The sequence below is a fragment of the Streptomyces racemochromogenes genome (assembly GCF_044129415.1).
In the GTDB taxonomy this organism is placed as follows: Bacteria; Actinomycetota; Actinomycetes; order Streptomycetales; family Streptomycetaceae; genus Streptomyces; species Streptomyces racemochromogenes_A.
The window spans coordinates 1-20588 of sequence record NZ_JBBDHD010000115.1; the positions used below are offsets into that span (position 1 = coordinate 1).

The 20588-nt window shown below is 74.3% G+C and carries 25 protein-coding genes; 6 read left to right on the top strand and 19 right to left on the bottom strand.

Annotation, left to right across the window (positions count from 1 at the left end; all coding sequences use genetic code 11):
- Positions 1-296: 296 nt before the first annotated feature.
- The 15 genes from WDV06_RS29650 to WDV06_RS29720 all read right to left on the bottom strand — a co-directional run bounded on the left by WDV06_RS29650 (position 297) and on the right by WDV06_RS29720 (position 12597).
- Positions 297-452 carry a VenA family class IV lanthipeptide gene (locus tag WDV06_RS29650; RefSeq protein WP_169791037.1) on the bottom strand — a complete coding sequence of 52 codons (156 nt, stop codon included), beginning with the start codon at positions 450-452 and terminating at the stop codon, positions 297-299.
- Between the two features lie 43 nt (positions 453-495).
- Positions 496-3156 carry a class IV lanthionine synthetase LanL gene (gene lanL, locus WDV06_RS29655; RefSeq protein WP_395512879.1) on the bottom strand — a complete coding sequence of 887 codons (2661 nt, stop codon included), beginning with the start codon at positions 3154-3156 and terminating at the stop codon, positions 496-498.
- A 531-nt stretch (positions 3157-3687) separates the two neighbouring features.
- Positions 3688-4341 carry a hypothetical protein gene (locus tag WDV06_RS29660; protein WP_395512880.1) on the bottom strand — a complete coding sequence of 218 codons (654 nt, stop codon included), beginning with the start codon at positions 4339-4341 and terminating at the stop codon, positions 3688-3690.
- A 133-nt stretch (positions 4342-4474) separates the two neighbouring features.
- The gene (locus tag WDV06_RS29665; RefSeq protein WP_395512881.1) at positions 4475-4765 is read right to left on the bottom strand and encodes a hypothetical protein; all 291 of its coding nucleotides are present in this window, start codon (positions 4763-4765) and stop codon (positions 4475-4477) included.
- Positions 4766-4831: 66 nt separating this feature from the next.
- Entirely contained in the window at positions 4832-5365 is a 534-nt protein-coding gene (locus WDV06_RS29670) for a DUF7822 domain-containing protein (protein WP_395512882.1), read from the bottom strand.
- Between the two features lie 75 nt (positions 5366-5440).
- Positions 5441-6190 (bottom strand): hypothetical protein, encoded by a 750-nt coding sequence (locus WDV06_RS29675; RefSeq protein ID WP_395512883.1) that lies wholly within the window; start codon positions 6188-6190, stop codon positions 5441-5443.
- 208 nt (positions 6191-6398) lie between these two features.
- Positions 6399-7277, bottom strand: coding sequence for a glutathione S-transferase C-terminal domain-containing protein (locus WDV06_RS29680; protein ID WP_395512884.1), 879 nt, complete (start codon positions 7275-7277; stop codon positions 6399-6401).
- Positions 7278-7372: 95 nt separating this feature from the next.
- Positions 7373-7528: a hypothetical protein gene (locus WDV06_RS29685; protein ID WP_395512885.1), complete on the bottom strand. Its 156-nt coding sequence runs from the start codon at positions 7526-7528 to the stop codon at positions 7373-7375.
- 198 nt (positions 7529-7726) lie between these two features.
- Positions 7727-7993, bottom strand: coding sequence for a DUF4235 domain-containing protein (locus WDV06_RS29690; RefSeq protein WP_395512886.1), 267 nt, complete (start codon positions 7991-7993; stop codon positions 7727-7729).
- The gene (locus WDV06_RS29695; RefSeq protein WP_395512887.1) at positions 7990-8388 is read right to left on the bottom strand and encodes a DUF3618 domain-containing protein; all 399 of its coding nucleotides are present in this window, start codon (positions 8386-8388) and stop codon (positions 7990-7992) included. The genes WDV06_RS29690 and WDV06_RS29695 overlap by 4 nt, the downstream gene beginning before the upstream one ends.
- Positions 8385-8801 (bottom strand): phage holin family protein, encoded by a 417-nt coding sequence (locus WDV06_RS29700; protein ID WP_395512888.1) that lies wholly within the window; start codon positions 8799-8801, stop codon positions 8385-8387. The genes WDV06_RS29695 and WDV06_RS29700 overlap by 4 nt, the downstream gene beginning before the upstream one ends.
- 86 nt (positions 8802-8887) lie before the next feature.
- A complete protein-coding gene (locus WDV06_RS29705) occupies positions 8888-9118 on the bottom strand; it encodes a hypothetical protein (RefSeq protein WP_395512889.1) in 231 nt (76 codons plus the stop codon).
- Positions 9115-10203 (bottom strand): YihY/virulence factor BrkB family protein, encoded by a 1089-nt coding sequence (locus WDV06_RS29710; RefSeq protein WP_395512890.1) that lies wholly within the window; start codon positions 10201-10203, stop codon positions 9115-9117. Before WDV06_RS29710 ends, WDV06_RS29705 begins: the two co-directional genes overlap by 4 nt.
- Positions 10204-10317: 114 nt before the next feature.
- Positions 10318-11022 carry a hypothetical protein gene (locus WDV06_RS29715; RefSeq protein WP_395512891.1) on the bottom strand — a complete coding sequence of 235 codons (705 nt, stop codon included), beginning with the start codon at positions 11020-11022 and terminating at the stop codon, positions 10318-10320.
- Between the two features lie 66 nt (positions 11023-11088).
- The gene (locus WDV06_RS29720; RefSeq protein WP_395512892.1) at positions 11089-12597 is read right to left on the bottom strand and encodes a DUF4246 domain-containing protein; all 1509 of its coding nucleotides are present in this window, start codon (positions 12595-12597) and stop codon (positions 11089-11091) included.
- Positions 12598-12791: 194 nt separating this feature from the next.
- Here WDV06_RS29720 and WDV06_RS29725 point away from each other — a divergent pair, with 194 nt between their 5' ends.
- Both WDV06_RS29725 and WDV06_RS29730 read left to right on the top strand, forming a co-directional pair.
- A complete protein-coding gene (locus WDV06_RS29725) occupies positions 12792-13043 on the top strand; it encodes a hypothetical protein (RefSeq protein ID WP_395512893.1) in 252 nt (83 codons plus the stop codon).
- 165 nt (positions 13044-13208) lie between these two features.
- Positions 13209-13925: a VOC family protein gene (locus WDV06_RS29730; RefSeq protein WP_395512894.1), complete on the top strand. Its 717-nt coding sequence runs from the start codon at positions 13209-13211 to the stop codon at positions 13923-13925.
- Positions 13926-14057: 132 nt separating this feature from the next.
- Here the strand turns inward: WDV06_RS29730 and WDV06_RS29735 are convergent, their stop codons facing one another.
- The 3 genes from WDV06_RS29735 to WDV06_RS29745 form a co-directional block, all read right to left on the bottom strand.
- Positions 14058-14438: an STAS domain-containing protein gene (locus WDV06_RS29735; RefSeq protein ID WP_395512895.1), complete on the bottom strand. Its 381-nt coding sequence runs from the start codon at positions 14436-14438 to the stop codon at positions 14058-14060.
- Between the two features lie 305 nt (positions 14439-14743).
- Entirely contained in the window at positions 14744-15157 is a 414-nt protein-coding gene (locus WDV06_RS29740) for an ATP-binding protein (protein ID WP_395512896.1), read from the bottom strand.
- A 727-nt stretch (positions 15158-15884) separates the two neighbouring features.
- Complete coding sequence (locus WDV06_RS29745) at positions 15885-17066, bottom strand: zinc-dependent alcohol dehydrogenase (protein WP_395512897.1); 1182 nt, start codon at positions 17064-17066, stop codon at positions 15885-15887.
- Positions 17067-17446: 380 nt separating this feature from the next.
- Here WDV06_RS29745 and WDV06_RS29750 point away from each other — a divergent pair, with 380 nt between their 5' ends.
- From WDV06_RS29750 to WDV06_RS29760, 3 genes are all read left to right on the top strand, one after another.
- Entirely contained in the window at positions 17447-17923 is a 477-nt protein-coding gene (locus WDV06_RS29750) for a hemerythrin domain-containing protein (RefSeq protein ID WP_395512898.1), read from the top strand.
- Positions 17920-18369, top strand: a complete 450-nt coding sequence (locus tag WDV06_RS29755; RefSeq protein WP_395512899.1) for a hypothetical protein — start codon at positions 17920-17922, stop codon at positions 18367-18369. The genes WDV06_RS29750 and WDV06_RS29755 overlap by 4 nt, the downstream gene beginning before the upstream one ends.
- A gap of 82 nt (positions 18370-18451) precedes the next feature.
- On the top strand, positions 18452-19147 hold the full coding sequence (locus tag WDV06_RS29760) for a DUF6766 family protein (protein ID WP_395512900.1): 696 nt from the start codon (positions 18452-18454) through the stop codon (positions 19145-19147).
- Positions 19148-19163: 16 nt separating this feature from the next.
- On the opposite strand, the gene WDV06_RS29765 is transcribed toward WDV06_RS29760, so the two are convergent.
- Positions 19164-19544 (bottom strand): hypothetical protein, encoded by a 381-nt coding sequence (locus tag WDV06_RS29765; RefSeq protein WP_395512901.1) that lies wholly within the window; start codon positions 19542-19544, stop codon positions 19164-19166.
- A gap of 122 nt (positions 19545-19666) precedes the next feature.
- On the opposite strand from WDV06_RS29765, the gene WDV06_RS29770 reads away from it, so the two are divergent.
- Positions 19667-20588: SDR family NAD(P)-dependent oxidoreductase (locus WDV06_RS29770; RefSeq protein WP_395512902.1), on the top strand; the 922-nt coding region annotated here is incomplete at its 3' end.

Sequence of the window (20588 nt, forward strand, 5' to 3'; positions counted from 1 at the left end):
GTCGTCGTCGAGGTCGGCGTCCGGGTTGGCGCGGCGGCGCCGGCGGTCGGGCACGGCCGGGGCACGGCCGCGGCCGCGCCCGGCCCCGGTGTGGAGCGGGTGCGTGCTCCGGCCGGCGGCGCCTCGGTGGGCGGCCGCCGGCCGGAGGTCGTCAGGGCCTCACCGCCCCGGTTCCCCGCGGGCGGGCGGTACGGGGTTCCGCCCGCCCGCGAGGGCCGTGGGCCCGGTGCCCCGTCGACACGGTGCTCGTCGCCGGTGCGGCCGGGCGGTGGCGGGGCGCGGGGCCCGGTGCCCGGTCAGGCGCAGCTGACGCCCACACAGACGGTGTTGAGGATGGTCAGGATGCCGACGCAGACGCAGGTGTCGGCGAAGCCGGCCCCGTCGGCGCCGACCGGGTCGGTCTCGGGAAGGGCGTGCAGGTGAGCCAGCAGTTCGAAGTCGCGGGTCTCCATGGCTTTCTCCTTCTCTGTGGGTGTGCGGCAGGTTCGCTGCCGCTCAGCCCGGCTGCTGGATGGTCCAGTGCCGGGAGTCTTTGTGGCGGGTCCTCAGGAGGAACGCGAGGATGCCCGCGCTGCCGTCGCTCCAGCCCGTCGAGACGTCCCCGTATTCGGTGGGGAAGACGACGTGGCCTCCGCGGTGGGCCCGTTCGGCGGTGAGCAGGCGGGCCAGGTTCTCGGCCGTCGCGTGGTGGGCGGGGTCGCCGGTGGCCGAGGCCAGGTCGAGGAGGAAGTCCCCGTTGCCCGCCAGTCCGTGGCACTGGCCGAGGGGGGCGCGGGGGGCGCGCTCCACGACGGCCCGGCCGGCGGCGCGGGCGAGTTCGCCGAAGCGCTCGTCCCCGGTGGCCCGCCACAGCCGGATCAGGAAGGTGCCGATGCCCGCGGCGCCGTGGCACCAGTAGGGCGCCGTGGGCACGTCACCGGCCTGCGTCGGCCACTGGGCCGCCCCGCCGACCCGCACCGCCGCCGCCACCAGCTCCTCACCGGCCGCCAGGGCCAGGTCGAGGTAGTCCCGGCGGTCCGTGACGGCCGCGGCCTCAAGGAGGAAGTATCCGATGCCGGACGTTCCGTGGGCGAAGCCGAGGTAGCGTTTTCCGGCCTCGGTGGCGACGGCGGATTCCGCCGGTACGGGCCAGCTCACGCCGCTCGGCGCGGGCCGTGCGGCGGCGGCCAGCCGGTCTGCGGCCTCGGTGACGAGGTCGGCGAACCGGGGGTCGCCGGTCCGGTGCCACAGGTGGGCGGCCGCCAGTCCGCTGCCGGCCCGGCCGTGGGTGATGTCGTGGCTGGGCGTCTCCTGCTGCGGGGCCAGGGCCAGGGCCATCGCGTGGTCGCGGAGGGCGCGGTCGTCGACGGCGCGTGCGGCCTCGTACAGGGCCCAGGCGGTCCCGCGTCCGCCGAAGTGCAGGCCGGGGCGGGTGGAGCGGGTGTCCGTCCGTTCCGCGATCCAGTGGCCCGCGGTGGATATGACCTCCGGGAGGCGCGGGTCGCCGGTGAGCCGGAAGTACCGGGTCAGGACGGCCAGTACGCCGGCCGCGCCCTGCTGGACCGTACAGGGGTCCGTCTCTCCGGCCTTGGTGGACACGGGCCACAGCCGCGGAGCGTCCTTGGGGGTCATCGTGTCGACGAGGTGGTTGACGATGCCCTCCACCGTGGCCCCCGTCGCGTCGGGCGGCGGGGTGGCGGCGGGGCGCGGGATGCCCGTCCTGTCCGCTGCGCGCAGGGCCGCGCGGGCGGCCGCCGGGTCCAGGCGGCCGGCCGGGTCTTCCCTCATCAGTCCGAGGATCATCCCGGGAAGGCCGTCGGGCAGGGGGTGCCCGGCGCCCGCGGCGGCCAGCCACGCGGCGAGGCGCTGGTCGGCGGGGCGGGCGGCGGGCTCCTCGGGCAGCAGGTGGGGGACCTTGCCCATGAGGACGAGACACGCGGTGGCGCCGAGGCTGTAGTAGTCGGCCGTCGGGGAGACGGGGGCGTCCGCCAGGCGTTCGGGTGCGCTGTACCCGGGGGTGCCCACCGTGGTCGGGAGGGGGGTGTCCCCCTTGAGGACGGCGAGTTCGAGGTCGATGAGGCGCAGTTCGCCGTCGGGGCGCACCATGATGTTGCCGGGGGTGAAGTCCCGTAGGACGCAGCCGTGCGCGTGGGCCGCGGCGACGAGGTCGATCAGGCGGCCGACCTGGGTGAGGGCGTCGGCGCGGTAGCGTTCGGCGCCGGCGTCGCGGAAGTGTTCGGCGACCCAGGTGCGCAGGGGGATGCCCGGTATCTCCTCCTGGGCGAGGAACAGGTGCCCGGCGTGTTCGAACACGGCGAGGGGTTCCGGTGCCAGGCCGGTGCCGCCGAGCTCCTCCAGGGCCCGTGCCTCGGCGCGCAGCCAGTCGCGGACGTCGCGGCCCGACGCGTCGGTCTCCACGTGCGGGCGGGCCTCCTTGATGACCACCGGCGCGCCCGTGGTGACGTCCGTGCCCCGGTAGACGCCGCCCTTGTTGGTGTACCGGATCGCCTCCTTGACCGAGAAGCGGCCGCCGAGCAGGACGGGGTCCTTCGCCGCCTCCTCCGCCGGGCGCGGGGCCGGCAGCGTGGCGGGGAAGGGGCTGACCGCCCAGGCCGGGGGCGCGTACTGGCCGGTGCGTACGTCCTCGACGGGGTTTCCGTCGGGGTCCTCGAAATACCAGACCAGCAGTCCCTCCTCGGAGAGCCTGCGCCGGCCGACGAAGGCGCCGTAGCGGTAGTGGACCAGGCTGTTCACGGCGTAGGGCTGGTCGGAGAGGATGCGGGGGCCGTCGAGCCCGGCGGTGGCCGTGTGCAGTGCCAGGGCGAGCCGGGCCGCGTCGGTGTCGGAGCGCGGGTAGACGGTGATGAACTTGCCCGAGTTCCCCCGGGGTGTGGCTCGGGTGTTGAGTGCGCCGACCTGCTCAAGGGAGCGGGCGAACTTGAAGGCCGACGCGTCCCGCAGCAGTACGTCCAGGGCCCGGGTGAGGACCGCCGGTGCGGAGGTGGCCGTCGCCGAGACGTGGAGTTTCCAGCCCTGGGCGCGCGGTGTCGCGGACCGGGGCGTGAGACGGCACCACATGTCGTCCGTGTCGGTGGTCCAACGCGCGGCCGCGCCCGTGGAGTCGATTGCCTGTCGGAGGAGTTCTTCGAGGTCGGCTTCGGTTGCGTGGCTGGTCATGACCGTCCCTCTCAACGGCGGGGGCCGCTGGTTGGAATATGCCTTCGGTAAGGAAAAACGTACAGCCGGGGCTCTGGGGAAGTCACTGCGATTCGGCGAGCGCACGGTGTTGTTGCAAGGCCGGCTGGTGTCAACCGGCGCGGAAAGGAAGTGCGGGGATGGTGCGCGCGGTGGTAATCCACCGGTGGCCGTTCGTTGTTGTTCCTGAAGGGTCTCCAGGGAATGGAAATACCGTCCGCATTCGAAAGGAGTTCCGGGTTCGAGACGAACGGTTCGGTGTTCGCCGGCCGGGAGGGACGCTATCAGCGCCTCGCTCACGGCTCCTAGCCTTCCCGATGGACCGGATGCGGTGAAGAGTTCGAATCCGCCAGGTACCGACCTGCCGCGGAACGGGATGCGGGGCCCGGTCATGATTTTCGATCAGCCGCCTGAGCTGTATGCGGCCGGGAGACGTTGAAGCGTCAAGTAGGGGCGGGTGCGCCCCGGAATAGGCTCAAACCGACGAGCGAGCCTTCCCGGGGCCTGCGGGCGTCAGCGGGAACCGGACAGGCCGGAGCGCTCCAGCGCGCGCAGCACGGCCTCCCGGTCGGCCGCCGTGTACTCGTCGGCGCAGTCGGCGAGCACCGCCTCGATCTCGGGGGCGCTGAGGCGGTGGGCCTCCGCCGCGGCCAGAAGCCGCTCCGCGTGCTCCCGGGGAACGCCCCGGTCGGCGTGCACCATCAGGTCCAGGGCCTTCTCGCGCACCACGAAGCGGCTCATTCCGCAGTCGAGGCCGTCGTCGGCCAGCCCCTCGGGGTACGGCGCGCGGGCCCAGGCGCCGTCCTCGTACCAGTAGACGCAGCCGAGTTCCCAGCCTTCCAGGAGCCCCCGCAAGCGCTCGAACGGCAGCCAGTCCGGCGCCTGCGCCAGCATGTCGATCGCGGGCTCGTGCCATTTGACCGCGCTGGACTCGTCCTCGCCGTAGAGCACGTAGCGGCCCCGGCCCATCGGCGCGAGGGTCCACCAGGTGCAGCCGCAGTCGTCGAGGTGCAGTCCCTCTTCGTCGATCCAGGTGCCGGTGCGGTGGACGCGGGGCGTCCGCTCCCCCTCCTCCCCGGCCTCCAGGACGGCGGCCAGGGCCCAGCGGGCCCACAGCAGTTCGGGCGCCGGCAGGTCCTCGGGCCGTCCGGGCCTCTCGATCTCCATGCGGTACGACTCCTCGTTCCCGGTTCCTCGCGCCGTGGCCGTGCGCTGTCGCCGTCCATGATCGCAGGCCGGGACGGGGCCCTGGCCCCGAGGTCTCCCGACGTACGGCCGGGCTCCGTCGCCGAGATGACGGTCAGGCGCGTGGACGGCGGGGGTCGTCGTCGGCCAGCTGGGCGATCCAGCCGTACGGGAGCTCCTCACCGTCGACGGTGACCGCCTCGACGGCCCTGCTCTCGGGGTCGATCTCGGCCTGCACCCCCTCCCCCTCGAAGCACGGGTAGCCGGAGACACCGGTGGCGCCCGTCGCTTCGACGCGGGCTGTGCGCAGCACGGCGTCGTGGCCCTTGGCGTCCTGGACGCCGGGCGGGCCGGGGCGGAGGACGACGGTGTACCGGTCCGGGACGGGAGGGGGCGCGGCAGTCATGCCCTCAGGCTAGTGACCGGTCCCGCCGCCGCCCCGGAGACACGGCCGCCGGCGGGCCGATCCCGGCTATTGCGGGAAGGAGTAGTAGAGCGCCTTGGCGTAGAAGGACGCGAAGTGTTCCTGCCAGTCGGCGCGGACCGAGGCGAGCCATTCCCGGTCCTCACCCGCGATCGCCGCCTCGGCCCGGGCGACGGCGGCGGGGATGTCGTCGGAGACCAGCCGCTCGACCGCCGCCACCGGGTCTTCGTCCCCGAGGGAGACCATTTCCCCGGTCTCCAGGAGGAAGTACTCCGCCCGCTGGCCTTCCAGGTGCGCCGTGGTCGTCTTCACGCACCTGGCGAACTCTTCGTCGTCCTCCAGGCCCTGACCGACCGCGAGGAGGAGGTCGCGCAGCAGGGCGGCGCCCCTGTCGTAGTCCGCGGCGATGCCGATCCGGGGGCTCCAGATCATGGAGGGGACGATCGTCGTGCCGTATCCGACCAGGAGCCGGTGGGCGAGCGGGACGGCCCAATTGTGCTCCGATATGCACCGGATCGGCTTGGGGATGTCGTCCTCGGTGGGCATCGAGTCGGCGGAGTAGAGGTAGGAACGGTTTGCCATGACGGCGACCTTAACAGCGGGGTCTGACACTGGTGCTCGTCCCCCGGGGCGGCGGGCGAGGGGGGTGGCGGCCGCTCAGGCGTCCGGCAGGACGAGGAAGACCTCCGAGAACGAGAGGCCGTGCCGGTCGGTCTCCAGGCCGCACGGGCACCCCAGGGTGACGCGACGCCAGTCGCAGGTCACGGACCAGGGGCCGTCCGCGTTTCCGCACCCGGAGCAGCGGAAGGTGTCGGCCGTCCAGACGTCGTGGGCGGGTCTCCCGTAGTGCCGGAACCGGCCCGTGTACCGGGTCTGCCAGGGAGCGGCCGCGGGCGTGCGCGGGGCGGTCCCGGGCGGGTGCGGGGCGGACAGTGCGGCGAAGAGCGCCGTCACGTCGGGCAGGAGGGCCTCACCGGCCTCGGTCGGGGCAGCCGGGAAGGGCTCCCCCGTGCCCCGGGCAAGCGGGTAGTGCGGAGCCGCCGCGGCGGGCGGCGGGTTCGGGACGGCGAACCACGGCAGGAAGGCCCGGGCGACGGCGGCCAGCAGGGCGGCGGCCGGCGCGCTGACCGCGCCCGCGTCGAGGTGGTGGACCGCGCTGCGCCAGATCCTCTGGAGCCGCCGGTCCCGGTCCACCGCCCGCGCCCGTGTGCTGCCGGCCGCGCGGGTGGGGAGCGGGGCGGTGAGGCAGGCGAGGACTCTGGCCGCCGCGTCGGTGTCCGCCGCGTCGGCGCGCCACTCCCCGGCGGCCAGCATGCGCCGGGCGCGTTCCGATTCACGGGTCAGCGCGAGAACCGGCAGCTCCCGGGCGCCCGGAGCCGAGGGTGGGGCGTCCTGACCGCCCGACATGTGCTGCACCTCTTCGTCCCGTTCCCCTTCTCCCGCCCGGCCTCGCGTGCTCGCGCCGTGCGGCGTGCGGCGCGGCCGTCACATGACATCACAGCGGTGCGCCGCGTCGCCGTGTCGCGCCGGGCCGGGCCGCGCCGGCGCGGGCCGCCACCACGACGCGAACGCCGGCGGGCACGCGCCGGGTTCCGCGGCAGGCGGAGCGCGGCGGTCAGTGCTTGGCGGCGCGGACCGCTCCGGTCCCCCGGTCGGGCACGTCTCCCGCCCAGTCCACGATCCGTACCGCCGCGCCGGCGGCCTCCGTGCCCCGGCACTGCGCGTGGTGCCGGCGGGCGATGCCGTCCAGGTCGAGGTGGGGTGCGAAGGCGGGGTGCGCCGCCAGCCGCCGCGCGTACGCCCACAGGTGCGGGTGGTCGGTGAGGCGGTAGACCGCCGCCGCGTCCAGGTGCCAGCGGTGCACGGTGTCCAGCTGGACCAGCGTCACCCACAACTGGACGTCGGCGGCGGTCGGTCCCACGCCCAGCAGGTACTCGGCGGAGGAGAGCCGCCGCTCCAGGGCGCCCAGTGCGCGCAGCAGGGTGACGAGGGCGGTGCCGCGTTCCGCCTGGTCGCCGCCGGCCCGGCCGGCGCGCTGTGCCGCCGCGTTGATGCCCTCCTCGCAGAGCCGTCCGATGGCCTCGATCCGCTCGTCGGCACCGGCCGGGTACAGCTGCCGGCCGCCGGTGGCGAAGAGCCTGCCCATGTCCTGGAGGATGTCCGGGGCGTGCGTGCTGACGATCCGTCCGGTCCAGCAGTCGGCGAGCACCGGTGCCGCGGCCGGTCCGGGGTGGCGGTGGGAGCTGGCCTGGTAGAGCGGGCGCAGGGCCAGGTGTCCGCCGTCGGGTGCGTCGGGCACGGCGGGCAGCAGCGTCATCGGGAGGACGTCCTCCAGGGCGAGCAGGCTGTGCGTGACCGCGATCCGCAGACAGGACGGGCCGGACGGCGAGAGGTGGAGCCGGTAGCGGTACGGCACGGCGGGGTATCCGCTGCGCGCGTCACGGCCGATCCTGCTTCGGAACGACGGCGCGTCGGTCGGGCGGGTGGTGGACATGCTTCTCCCTGGGAGTGCTCGGGCACGGGGCATGCGACGGCGGCGGCCGGCGCCGGATGCGGCGCGGCCGGGACCCGGAGGGTGAGGGGCGCAGGTCAGCGGCGGGCGGGCGCGGGGGCGCCGGGGTGCGGGTGATTCGCCGCACTGCACACGCGCAGGAGGTCGATGTGGCGGCGGGTCGTCAGCAGCGGGAGCGCGGGCACGGCGGCGCGTACGCCGTCGGTGCCTCGGTCCAGCGCTGAACAGCCCATGATTCCCTACCGCTTCACCAGGATTCGCCGTTCTGGAGTGTCTGTGCCCGTGCGGGCGGGTGTCAAGACCGCCGCCGGGGCTCCGCCCGGTCCGACGAGCACGTTCCGGATCATCCGCTCGCCGTGACGGGTGGAGCCCCGCCGGTAGTCCTTGCGATCCGCGCGCCGACGATGCCCGCAGGCGGCACGCCACGGGGGTCAGCCGGGCCAAGTGCCGGTCAGGCGTCGGACGGTGGCGGCTCCGGCACGGTCGACGGCCGCCTTGACGACGGCGAATATCGCGCCTTGCACGGCCGCCGCGATCAGGACCTCCTGCCAGGTGCGGTCCTCGTCGGTGGCGTCCGGGGCCTCGTCCTCGTGGCCCATCACCTTCCACGTCTGCCTGAAGGCCGCACCGGCGAGGAGGCCTGCCACCGCCCCGAGTGCCAGCCCGACGGGCTTGTACGCGATCCTTGAGGCTTTCACCCGCACCTCCGGCTCCGGCGCAGGAGCAGGAACACCACCAGCGCCACGGCGCCCACCAAGAGCGGGCCGCGGTTGGCCCGTGCCACGGCGGCGGCCGCTCCGGCCCTCTCGCGTACCGGTTCCGGGGCCTTGGCGGCCGCCAGATGGCCGGCGTGCGTCATGCCGTCGCGGAGCTGTGCGGCGGCGTGGGCCGTCTTTCCGGCGACCTGCTCCTTGAGCTCGGCCGCCTTCTCCTTGGCCTGTTCCTTGACGTCGGCTTTGGCCGCCAGCGCCTCCACGGTCCTGCCCAGCTCGTCTCGGGTGCGCTCGATCTGCTCGCGCAGCTGGTCCGGAGTCGGTTCGGGTCCGGGTCCGGAAGCCGATCCGGATCCGTCGCCCTGGGGCTGATGGCTCATCGGTGTGTCCTCTCCTTGATCTCGGCGAGATCGGCCTTGACGCTGTCGATGGTCTCCTCGGGTGCGGGCCCGCCGGCGCGGGCGACCTGCCTCTTGCCGGCCGCGGCCAGCGCCGCCGCGACGGCCGCCAGCCCGGCGGTGACGATCAAGGCTGCCGCCCACACCGGCAGGACCAGCGAGAGCGCGGCGATCACGGCGGCGACGAGGGCCTGGGCGGCGAGGACGCCGAGGAGACCGGCCCCGCCGAACAGGCCCCCGCCGGCCCCGTAGCGTTTGCCCTTCCGGGCCATCTCCGCGCGGGCCAGCCGCATCTCCTGCCGGACCAGGTCCGAGATCTGCTGCGACGCCCGCGTCACGAGTTCGCCCACGGGCGCGTCGCTGCCACGGGTGGGACGGCTTCCAACCACAGTCATCGACCCTTCACCTTCCTCCGGCTGCCAGGTGTCCCCCGGGGCGCGCATACCCGCGAACCCGCCGGTCACCCCTGGCGCCCGCGTGGTCATCGCCGGGGCGCCGCGGTGGGCTCGTACGACGGCCACCAGCACCACGGGACGGCGCACGCGGCGCCGTCCCACGGCCACGGCGGGGCGACGGCGGCGCACCGCAGCCTGGTGCGCTCGGCCGCCTCCCCGGCCACCGGCAGCAGGCGACGCGCCGGCGCGGAGTCCCGGGCCGCGATGCGCCGGGGCAGCCGTCGGTCGCGGCCCTGCGGCCGGGCCCACAGCCTCACGTCCCGCCGTCGCGCTCCCTCGCGGCGTCGTTTTCGGCCTGCTCCAGGCGGCGGCGTTCCTCGTCGCTCCACTCCCGGGTGTCCCTGGGTTCGACGTAGGGCTCCTCGTCCGCGGGGAGCCCGCCGGCGATGGCGCGCTGGCGGACCATCTCGGCGTCGAACTCCAGGCCGAGGAGGATGACGAGGTTGGTGATCCACAGCCACACCAGGAAGATGACGACGCCCGCGAGCGTGCCGTAGGTCTTGTTGTAGGAGCCGAAGTTCGCGACGTAGAACGCGAACCCGGCCGAAGCGATCATCCAGATGACCAGCGCCAGGAAACTGCCGGGGGTCACCCATGTGAAGCCGCGGCCCTTGGCGTTCGGCGCGGCCCAGTACAGGAGCGCGATCATGATCGTGACCAGCACCAGGAGGACGGGCCACTTCGCGATCGACCACACCGTCATCGTGGTGTCGCCCACGCCCAGCGCGGAGCCGGCCTGCCGGGCCAGCCCGCCCGTGAACACGACGATCAGGGCGCTGGCGACGGCCAGGACCATGAGGGTGACGGTGATCCCGAGGCGCAGCGGGAGCACCTTCCACAGCGGCCGGCCCTCGGGCATGTCGTAGACGGCGTTCGCGGCGCGGATGAACGCGGCGACGTACCCGGACGCCGACCAGATCGCGACGAGCAGGCCCAGGACCGCGAGCAGCGATCCGAGGCCCGCGTTGTGCTGCAGCTGTTGGACCGCGTTGCCGATCACCTGGCCGGCGGGGCCGGGGGCGAGGCGTTGGAGGTGGTCGAGGACCTGGTCGGTGGCCGATCTGCCGGCGATGCCCAGCAGCGACACCAGGACCAGCAGGGCGGGGAAGAGGGCCAGCATCCCGTAGTAGGTCAGCGCCGCGGCGCGGTCCGCCAGCTCGTCGTCCTTGAACTCCTTCAGCGTCCCGCGCAGCACCGCCTTCCAGGACCGCCGGGGCAACTGCGAGAGCCGGTCCGGGGCCCGCTCCTCGACCGTCCGGTCCGGGCCGGGGCCCGCGGCCGCGCCACCGGTGGCGGCGTGGCGGTGGTCGTCCCCCGGCTTGGGGGTCTGGGTGGATTCCATAGTCGGCGCATTTCCACTCCCGGGGCACCCATGCCCGATCAGGCCCCGCGGAGTGCGGCCCCGGGTCCGCCGTCCCCGGCTCCGGGGCAGCCGCCGCCCGCGGGCGGCGGCTGCCTAGCCGACGGGCTCGGGGTGGTCCGACGCGAGCTGCGCCACGGCGGCCGGCATGAAGCCCGCGACGGTGCCCGCCTCGGCCGGGGCCAGCGTGAGGACGCTGCTGAGGACGACGAGCGCGCTCCCCACGCGGACGACGGTAGCGTCCGCGCGCTCCGTGCCGCCCGGCATCACCCTCGCCTGGACGACCAGGCTCTCGTCCCCGAGCCGGGGGCCGTCCGCGAGGGCGAAATCGGCGGTCTCCCCCGCCGTGTGCGGCAACTCCACGCTCGGGCATCGGCCCACCAGGGCGCGGATGTCCTCCATGGCCCGCCGCGCGCCGTCGCCCGGGAAGGCGTACAGCTTCTCCATACCCGGGATGACGCCGTTCCCGGCAGAGCGCCCACCGCCGAACATGGCCGTCGCGTTCGCGGAGGCAGCCGTCGTACTCGCGTCCACGACGCTCTGCCCGTCCAGCAGCCCGCCGCAGGACGCGGGGGGCACCGACGTGGCGGAGGCCTTGGGTCCGCTGTCCGCGGGTTCGGCCCGCGAGGTCCAGCCGCCCGGCAGGACGGCGGGGAGGAGGTGCGTCCGCAACTCGGCGGCCGACAGCGGTGCCGGCGGCGCGGCCGGCGCGGAGGGGCGCGGCTCCCCGGTGCTCGCACAGCCGGCGACCGCCACGAGGAGCACGGCCCCGGCCAGGTTCCGGATCCCTGAGTGGGTCACCTCTGCGCACCTTCCGGCCGAGTGGTCGGGGCACCCGGGGCCGGCAGGGCGCCGGTCCCCGGCGTTTCAGTGCTCACAGAGGGAGAACTCCCGTTCGTAGAGCTGCTCGTTGTGTTCGTCGACGAAGAACTTCCGCTCCTGCATGAGTTCTTCGCGGAAGGACTTGGCCTGTTCCAGCGTCATGGTCGAAGTGTCGGACCAGGGCTGCTGCGGCGGCACGTCGGAGGTCGAGACGATCCGCTCCGTCGGGTCGACCAGGAAGAACGCGAGGATCTTGCGGTGCCCGGGGCGGGTGGGGTCCGCGAGGCGGAACCCGTCCACACGGTGCTGCAGGACGTTGGGGAACGCCAGGCAGCGGCCGGCCGGGGTCGGTACCGAGCCGAGCACCTGGTTGAGCGCGTCCTCGTCCTCCAGGCCGTAGACCGCGCGCAGGCCGGCGTCGTCGTTCTGCTGGTAGTCCGGATCGTCGAGTGCGGCCCGGAACCCCAGCCGGCTTTCGGTGATGTTCTCGCTGTCCCAGTAGTAGATGCCGGTCGAGACGATCCGCTCGTTCAGCATGCCCTCGACGTGCCAGGAACCGCCGGAGTACTCGGGGTCGTCCGGGGTCAGGTGGACGGTGGCGAGCTTGACGATCACCTGCAGCCGGCGGCCGCGCAGGTCGACCCGGGCGGACGCTTCGGGCCGTGCGGGCGCGGTGTACTCCGGGGCGTCCGGGACGATCGGGCTGCGGCTCTCCAACCAGGCCTCATACGCGTCCGACCAGGCGTGGCGGGCCTCCTGGTAGGCCGCGTCGTCACTGTAGGACGCCCGGTGCGGGTACTCCGGTTCGGATGCGTACCAGCCGTAGGGGTCCGCCTCGATCCGCAGGGGCCGGGGGTGGCGCAGATCGGTGAGCACGTTCTCGAACAGCGGGCGCAGGCGGGCGAACACGTCGGGCAGGACGCAGGCCAGGGCGTGATGCGCCTCGGGGTGGACGTTGTTGACGTAGGAGCGGAAGGCGACGGCGCCGTCGTCACTGACGTCGACCTCCGTGGGCAGCCACTGGAACCTTTCCGAGAACTCGTACTTGGCGTAGTGCTTCGCCGGGTTCTCCCAGGCCCGCCCGGGGCCGCCGCTCACTTCCCTCACCAGGCAGAACAGCGACGGGTGGACGAGGTCCAGCACCTGGCCGCCGGATCCGGGATGCCAGTCCCGCTCCGCTTCGGGAACCTCTTCCAGGACCCGTACGGCCTCGCGCAGCCGGTCCCGGAGCCGCTCGTCGACGAGGGCGTCCGACTGCCAGACCCCGTCGACCGCGGACACCTCGATGCCGGTCCGCGCGTCCCGCAGCGCGGCGTAGTGCCCCAGCTCGCCGAGCACGTAGCGCACTTGCGCTTCGGTCAGGCCCTGGGCCACCGCCTCCCGCGTCCATCGGGCGACGATGTCGGCGTCGTTCCTCTTGTCGAACCACGCGGGCTTGGCCCGCAGGGCCGCGCTGCACCGCATCATCTCCAGTTCCCGTACCGTCCGGGGCGTCGCGAACGCCGGGGCACGGGAGCTCTGGAACGGCAGCGGGAAAGCGGACAGGCCGGTCACTTCTGGTGGTCCTCACGGTCGGTTTGCGGTGCCGGGAAGGATAGCCCGGCCCGCTGACATCGCGGCCGCCGCCCCCCTCCCGCTCACGGGTCGGGCGGGCACCGGCCCCGGGGTGATTGAAGCCGTGTGGAGGGGACAGGTGCCATGTCCCAGCACGTGACGTCCCGGCACGTGACGAGAGAAGGGAAGCCGTCATGCCTGACCCTCAGGAGAGGAAGGACGGGCGGTCGCCGCTGGAGCGGGTGACCGGCGAGAACGATGTGTCCCCCGAGGAGGAGCGCCGACGCGGCACGCCGCGGTCCGACGGCAAGGGCCGGCTGCAGGAGGCGGCAGAGAAGGTCAAGGAGGCGGCGCGGGAGGCCATGGGCACCGGAAAGCGCGAAACGGCGGACGAGGGCGGTCAGGGCCTCCCGGAAGACCCGCCGTACCCCGCGCACAGGGCTTAGGGGCCGGGCGGGAGGAACGGCTGCCGCGAGCGGGTGCCCCATGGCCGCACGGGGCACACCGACCGCGGAAAACCCGGATGCGGGGGCGGGAGGGTCACGCCTAGGCTGCGCCCGCAAGGGTGGCGGGGCCGCGCGGCGGCCGTCCGGGATCGGAGACATGCGGGTATGGCCAGTCAGTTGTTCGCGATCTGCTTCCACACGACCCGGCCGCCGGAACTGGCACGGTTCTGGTCGGGCGTGCTGGGCTGGAAGCCGGCCGACGATCCGGACGGCGACGTCGCGCTCCTCCCCCCGGACTCCACGGGGTTCCGCATCCGCTTCCTGCCGGGCCAGGTGCCGAAGACCGGCCAGAACCGGGCGCACTTCGACCTGACGAGCAGTTCCCCGGAGGAGCAGCAGCAGACGGTGGCCAGGGCACTGGCACTCGGCGCGCGCCACATCGACGTGGGCCAACTCCCCGAAGAGGGGCACGTGGTGCTCGCCGATCCGGACGGCAACGAGTTCTGTGTCATCCGGGCGGGCAACTCGTTCCTCGCCGACACCGGCTTCATCGGGGCGCTGGCGTGTGACGGAACGCAGGAGGTCGGCTACTTCTGGAGCAAGGCGCTGCGGTGGCCGCTGGTCTGGGACCAGGACCAGGAAACCGCGATCCAGTCGCCGGACGGCGGTACGAAGATCACGTGGGGCGGGCCCCCGGTGGCACCGAAGACGGGCACGAACCGGCTCTTCCTGGAGTTGGCGCTGCCCGCCGACGCCGACTGGGCGGCGGAGGTGGAGCGCCTGGTATCGCTCGGCGCAGCGCCCGCCGGCACCGTCGAGGGCGGCAGGGCGCTGATGCTCGACCCGGACGGCAACGAGTTCTCCCTGCGGCGGGGCCGGTAGCCCCCGGACACCCTGACGCGCCGGGCTTCCCCTGCGGCGGCCGCGGGCCCGATCGGCGCCATCACCTGCCTCGCCCGCACCCCCTGACGTGCCGTGAGCCACTGCGGGCCGCCTGACCGTCGCCCGGGAGGGTCACGGGCCCCCGGGGAGTCCGGCGGTGGCTGCCAGGGCCTCCGTGAGCGTGACGTGGGCGGGCAGCAGGCCGGCCGTGCCGGTGAGGTCCAGGAGGTGCCGCAGCTGGCGGGGTGGTGCGATCAGGGCCAGGGACAGGTGGCGGGCGCGGGTCGCCCTCCGCAACTGCACGAGGGCGTTGAGGAGGGTGGAGTCGGCGAAGGCCAGGTGCGTGCAGTCGACGAGGACGCCCGTGGTGGCGCGCGCGACGGCTCTGGCGAAGGCGTCGCGGAGGTCGGAGCGCGACTCGATGTCGACGTCGCCGAAGATCCGGCAGACGGCGAACCCCGGCGCCGCCGCCGGGGTGTCCAGGCTGACGTGCGCGGACAGGATTTCGATCATGCGCGGTGCCTCCCCTCAAGGGGGCCGGCGATGCGGTCGCCGCCCGGAGGCTGCGGCTGTGCCGCCGGCAGGCCCGCCCCGTTCGGGCGGGGAGGACTCCAGGATGCGGCGGCGGACGGGACCCGCGCTGTGCCCGGAACGAAGTGCGGCCGCCGCGGAGCGAAAAGGGGAGGGGGACAGGCGCGGGCGGGACGCGGCCCGCACCCGTGCGGGAGGCCACAGTCCACCGATGGGAGCGGTTGACGGCGTCCCGCGCCAACAGCCTTGTGTCCGGGTCCGCGTCGTCACCTGTGGCGCCGGGAACCTCAGGGCCCTCCGCGGGCCGGCGGCAGGGCCAGGACCGCCCACACGGCCTTCCCCCCGCCGGGCAGCCCCCGGGCGCCGTGGTGCACGGAGACCGCCGCCACGAGGGCCAGTCCCCGGCCGTGCGGGGCGCCCGGCGACGGATTCCGGGATACGGGCAGACGCGCGTCCGCGTCGCGGACCTCCACCCGTACCCGCCCGGGGCGCAGGCCGATCACCAGCAGCGGGTCGCAGGCGGTGTGGTCCAGGACGTTGGTGACCAGTTCCGAGACGACCAGCAGCACGTCGTCGACCGCTTCGGAGGCGGAGGCGTGGGTGGGCAGGAGGCGCCGGGTGAGGTTCCGGGCGGCCGCCGCCCGGCCCCGGCCGCGTCCCAGCCGTACCGCCAGCCCCGCCACCCGCGGCCACTCCCCCACCGCTCCCCGCGGCGGGGCCGGGACGGGGGCAGGCGAGAGGGGGACAGGCGGTACGAGCAACGCGCCGCGCCACGGACGCAGCGTCGGGACCGGCACCCGCGCGGCGCGGGCCATCAGCATCACCCCCGGCAACAGAAGACGGGCCGACGTCCCCCTTCTGCCCCGCCCGGACGCCGGCACGCACGTCACGTCCGGCGGGGCTGAGCGGGCGGCGGCGCACGCGCTCCGGAGTGCGGCCGTGAATGATCACGCGCGCCGGTTCCCGGCCACGGTCCGCACCTACCCGTGCCGGAGGAGGCCGGATTCCCCGAGGGCGCCGCGGGGGCGGTAGGCGTCCACTCCGTCGCGCACGCCCGCGGCGGGGGTCGGCTGGCTGCCCCCAGGACCTCCCGCGTCTGCGCCTCCGTTGCCTGGGCGGTGTCGGCGGCGCGGGCGGGCGGTGCCGAAGTCGATGGAAGGTGCCGGGCTTGAGGGCGCGGTGCGTCGGCGGTGCGGTGCGCGGCCAGGGGCCGGGCGGTGCGGCCGACGAGTCGCAGGCGGCCGCCGGCCGGAGCGGACCGCGTGCGGTGAGGGCCGCGCGCGGGGACGGGCCGGGCACGAAGGTGCCGGCGGCCGGGGCGGTTCGCCGACGGGGTCGCCCCGCAGCGCGGCGGGCTGCCCGCCACGGCTGCCGGAGAGGCCGGCCCCGCCGGCGTGGCGGACGCGGTCCGGGGGCCGCCCGCGGCGGTCAGGGGGTGAACAGGACCTTGACGGCGCCGTCCTGCTTCTTCTGGAACATCTCGTAGGCCGCCGGTGCCTGGTCGAGGGGAAGGCGGTGGGTGGCGAAGTCCTCGACGCCCAGGGGGTCGCCGTCGCAGACCAGGGGCAGGAGGTCGTCCATCCAGCGCAGGACGTTGGCCTGGCCCATGCGCAGCTGGATCTGCTTGTCGAACAGGGTGAGCAGGGGGAGGGGGTCGGCCATGCCGCCGTAGACCCCGGCCAGGGAGATGGTCCCGCCGCGCCGGACCAGTTCGATGGCCAGGTACAGGGCGGAGAGGCGGTCCACTCCGGCGCGCTTCATCAGCAGGGCGGCGAGGGGGTCGGGCAGGAGGCCGGTCAGCTTCTGGGCGCCCGCCGCCAGGGGCGCGCCGTGCGCCTCCAGGCCGACCGCGTCGATCACGGCGTCCGGGCCCCGGCCGTCGGTCAGGTCCCGGACGGCGGCCACGACGTCGTCGTCCCGTTCGGCGTCGAAGACGTGGACGCCGTGCCGGCGGGCCCGGTCCAGGCGTTCGGGGACGAGGTCGATGCCGATCACCGTGTCCACCCCGAGGTGGGCGGCCACCCGGGTGCACATGTCGCCGATGGGGCCCAGGCCCAGGACGGCGAGGCTGCCTCCCGCGGGGACGTCGGCGTACCGGACGGCCTGCCAGGCGGTCGGCAGCACGTCGGAGAGGTAGACGAACCGGTCGTCCGGGGGGCCGTCGGGCACCTTGACGGGCAGGGTGTCGCCGAAGGGCACCCGCAGGTACTCGGCCTGGCCGCCGGGGACCTGGCCGTAGAGCTTGGTGTAGCCGAAGAGGGAGGCGCCCTTGCCGTGTTCGTGGACCTGGGTGGTCTCGCACTGCGAGTGCAGGCCGCGCGCGCACATGAAGCAGGTGCCGCAGGAGACGTTGAAGGGGACCACGACGCGGTCGCCGGGGCGGAGGGCGGTGACCTCCGGTCCGGTTTCCTGCACGATCCCCATCGGTTCGTGGCCGAGGATGTCGCCCGCTTCGAGGAACGGGCCGAACACCTGGTAGAGGTGGAGGTCGGAGCCGCACAGGCCGGTGGTGGTCACTTTGACGATCACGTCGGCCGGGTCCCGGATCACCGGGTCGGGGACGGTGTCGACGCGTACGTCGGCCTTCCCGTGCCATGTCAGGGCCTTCATGACGATCCCTCCCCGCGTCGGGCGGCCGTCTCCTGCCGGATCCGCTGCGCCGCCGTCTGGAGCCGGGCGTCGTCCTCGGCCGTGGCGACGAGGTCGTAGCCCCGCCCGGCCGGCCGGAGCGCCGGTCCACAGCCGATTCCGAGTGAAGCGCTGGTTACCACCGCAAAGGGGTCTATTGGGTTCATGCCCTGCCGTGTGCCCGGTCCGGCGGCGGATACGCGGGAGCGCGGCCCCGAGACCGGCTCACCGGGGTGGTGAACGGTCGCCGGACGGGTGAGATCCCCGGACGCGGCGGGAGAGGGCCTGCGGGCGGGGGAACGGTCGGCCATGGAGATCTGGCGGCGGCGGCCGGCGCTGCCGCCCGGCGGGAGGACAGACTGTTGGACGCCATCGTGCTGCTGCGCGAAGACCACAAGACCGTCGAGAAGCTCTTCAAGGCCTTCGAGAAGACGGACGACGAGAACACCTCGGAGCGACGCAGGATCGCGGACAGGGTGATCGAGGAGCTCACCGTCCACGCCTGGATCGAGGAGCAGTACTTCTACCCGGCCGCCCGCGAGGCCGCCCCCGACACCAAGGACCACGTCCTGGAAAGCATCGAGGAGCACCACGCGGTGGTGTGGATGCTCTCCGAGCTCAAGGCCATGGACGCCGCCGACGAGCGGTTCAAGGCCAAGATGACCGTGCTGATGGAGCAGGTGCGCCACCACGTCGAGGAGGAGGAGAAGGACTGGTTCCCCGACGTGCGCAAGGCCATGGGCCGCAACCGCCTCCTCGACCTCGGCTCCCAGCTGGCGGAGGCCAAGGAGCAGGCACCCCGGGATCCGCTGAAGGTCCCCAGCGCGGCATCCGCATGACCGTCGCGTCGGGGCGCACCACGGCGCGGGTGCCCGGGGCGCGCCGGGCGCTGGCCGTGGCCCTGGCGGTGACGGGCCTCCTGGCCGTGGTCGGGTGCGGGGCACCGGGGCCGCGCGAAGACGACGCCGTGTCGGCGGCCCGCGCGTTCGAGGACGCGCTGGCCGCCGCCCGGTACGGGCAGGCCTGCGCGCTGCTGGCACCGCAGACCCGCCAGCAGGTGGCGGACGGGCAGGAGTGCGCCGGCGCCCTCGCGAAGGAGCGGCTGCCCGCCGCCCCGGGCGCAGGGCCGGAGCCGCCGGCGGAGGTGTACGGGAGGCAGGCGTGGGTGCGGCTCGGCGGGGACACGCTGTTCCTGTCGCAGTTCGACGAGGGCTGGAAGATCATCGCCGCCGGATGCACCCCGCGGACCGACCTGCCCTACGACTGCAAGGTCAAGAAAGGCTGAGCGTGCGCGGTCTGTTCGTCGGCACTTTGGCCGTGATCCTCGTCGGGCTGGGCTACTTCCTCACGATCGGACTACTGCAGCGATGAGCGGACGGCAGGCCGCGGCGGGCGGCTTCTGGCGCGACAACAGCCTCACGCTGGCCTTCGGCGGGGCGTTCCTGGTCGTGCTGGCCTGCCAGGCCGTCGCCGGGCGAGCGGAGTTCAACGAACAGCTCGCCACGGCGGGGCTGCAGCAGGTCACCTTCGCCCAGTACCTGGTGTCCTCGGACTTCGCGGTGGACGTGACCGAGAACTGGCAGTCGGAGTTCCTGCAGTTCTTCCTGTACATCTTCGGCACCGTCTGGCTGCTCCAGCGCGGCTCCCCCGAGTCGAAGGAGCTCCACAAGGCCGGCCCGGAGAGCGAGGAGGAGCAGCGCATGGGCGAGCACGCCCGAGCGGACTCGCCCCGCTGGGCGGGCACCGGCGGCTGGCGGCAGACGGTGTACTCGCGTTCGCTGGGGATGGTGATGGCGCTGCTGTTCGTGCTGTCCTGGCTGGCGCAGTCCGTCTCCGGCAGCGCCGCCTACAACGCCGAACAGCTGCGGGAGCTGTCCGAGCCGATCGGCTGGGCCGCGTACCTGGCGTCCGCGGACTTCTGGAGCCGGACCCTGCAGAACTGGCAGTCCGAGCTCCTCGCGGTGGCCGCCATGGCCATCCTCTCCGTCTACCTCCGCCAGCGCGGCTCCCCGGAGTCCAAGCCCGTCGGCGCCTCCCACACCGCCACCGGAGTGGAGGGTTAGGGCACCGGCGCGGGCGTCATCCCTTGCGCAGCCCCTTGGGGCCCCGCCCGGCGTCCACACCGGTGTAGGCGTCGTCGTCCTTGCCGCCGCTGGGGCGCTGTGAGCGGCCGCGCGGTCCCAGGTCGTGGTGGCCCTTCGGGGTGCCGCCTCCGGCCGCGTCCTCGCCCCTGGGGGAGGTGCTCTCGACCGGGGTGCCGCTGTCGGTGTCCGCCGGTGGCACGGACGGGGCACGGCGGGCGGATGTGTCCTTCTCCGGCGTGTCGAAGGACCGGCGGGCGCTGGGGTTGTCCTCCGTGTGCGTGGAATCCACGTCCGGTGACCAGCCGTGCTGGTCGGTGCCTTCGTGCCGGCCGGGTCCCCGGCCGTGCGGGACGTGGGACTTCGGTGTGCTGGGCATCAGCTGGGCCTCCTCGGGCATCGTGGTTCCCCCGCCCCTGCCCGGGCGGGCGCCGCCCAACCGCGTGCGCGTGCCCGTGAGGCGCTGGGCATGGAGTCGGCGGCAGCGGTCAGAGGCAGGGCATGAGGATGCGCCACGCCGTCGTCGTCGTCACCGGTGCTTCGAGCGGGATCGGGCGGGCCACCGCCGTGGCCTGCGCCCGGCGGGGTGCGTCCGTCGTGCTGGCGGCCCGCAGTGCCGGGGCGCTGGAGGAGGCGGCCCGGCAGTGCCGGCGGCGGGGCGGCCGGGCGCTGGCCGTGCCGACGGACGTGTGCGACGAGCGGGCGGTGGAAGGGCTGGCCGCGGCCGCGGTGGAACGGTTCGGACGGATCGACGTCTGGGTGAACGCGGCGGCGGTGGGGATCCTCGGGCGGTGGGACCAGGTGCCCGTACCGGACCTGGCGCGCCTGCTCGACGTCAACGTCCTCGGCGCGGTCCGGGGGACCCGTGCCGCCCTGGCGGTCATGCGGCGCCAGGGGCACGGGGTGGTGATCGACGTCGCCTCGCTGCTCGGGGGGCGGGTCACGGCTCCGTACATGGGCGGCTACGCAATGTCGAAGGCGGCGCTGGTCGCGTTCGACGACGTGCTGCGGCAGGAACTGGCGCTGCTGGACGAGGGGCGGATCTCGGTGTGCACCGTTCTGCCGACCGGGGTGGACACGCCCTTCTTCCGGCACGCGGCCAACCGCAGCGGGCGCGTCCTGCGGTCCGTGCCGCCCGTGGCGACTCCGGAGCGCGTCGCCCGTGCCGTCGTGCGGGCCGCCCGGCGGCCGCGGCGCCGGGTGCTGGTCGGGCCGTACGCCCGGCTGCTGGCCGGCACGCGGGCCGTGGCGGCGGGGCCGGTGCGGCGCGCGGTGGCGTGGCGCACCGACCGGTCCTACTTCGGTGCCGCCCTGGGCGGGCCGGGCGGCGGCGGGATACTGCGGGTTCCGGCCGGCCGGCACGCCCCCCCGCCCCGGGGGCGCCACCCGCCCCCCCCCCCCCCCATCACAAACAAAAAAAACA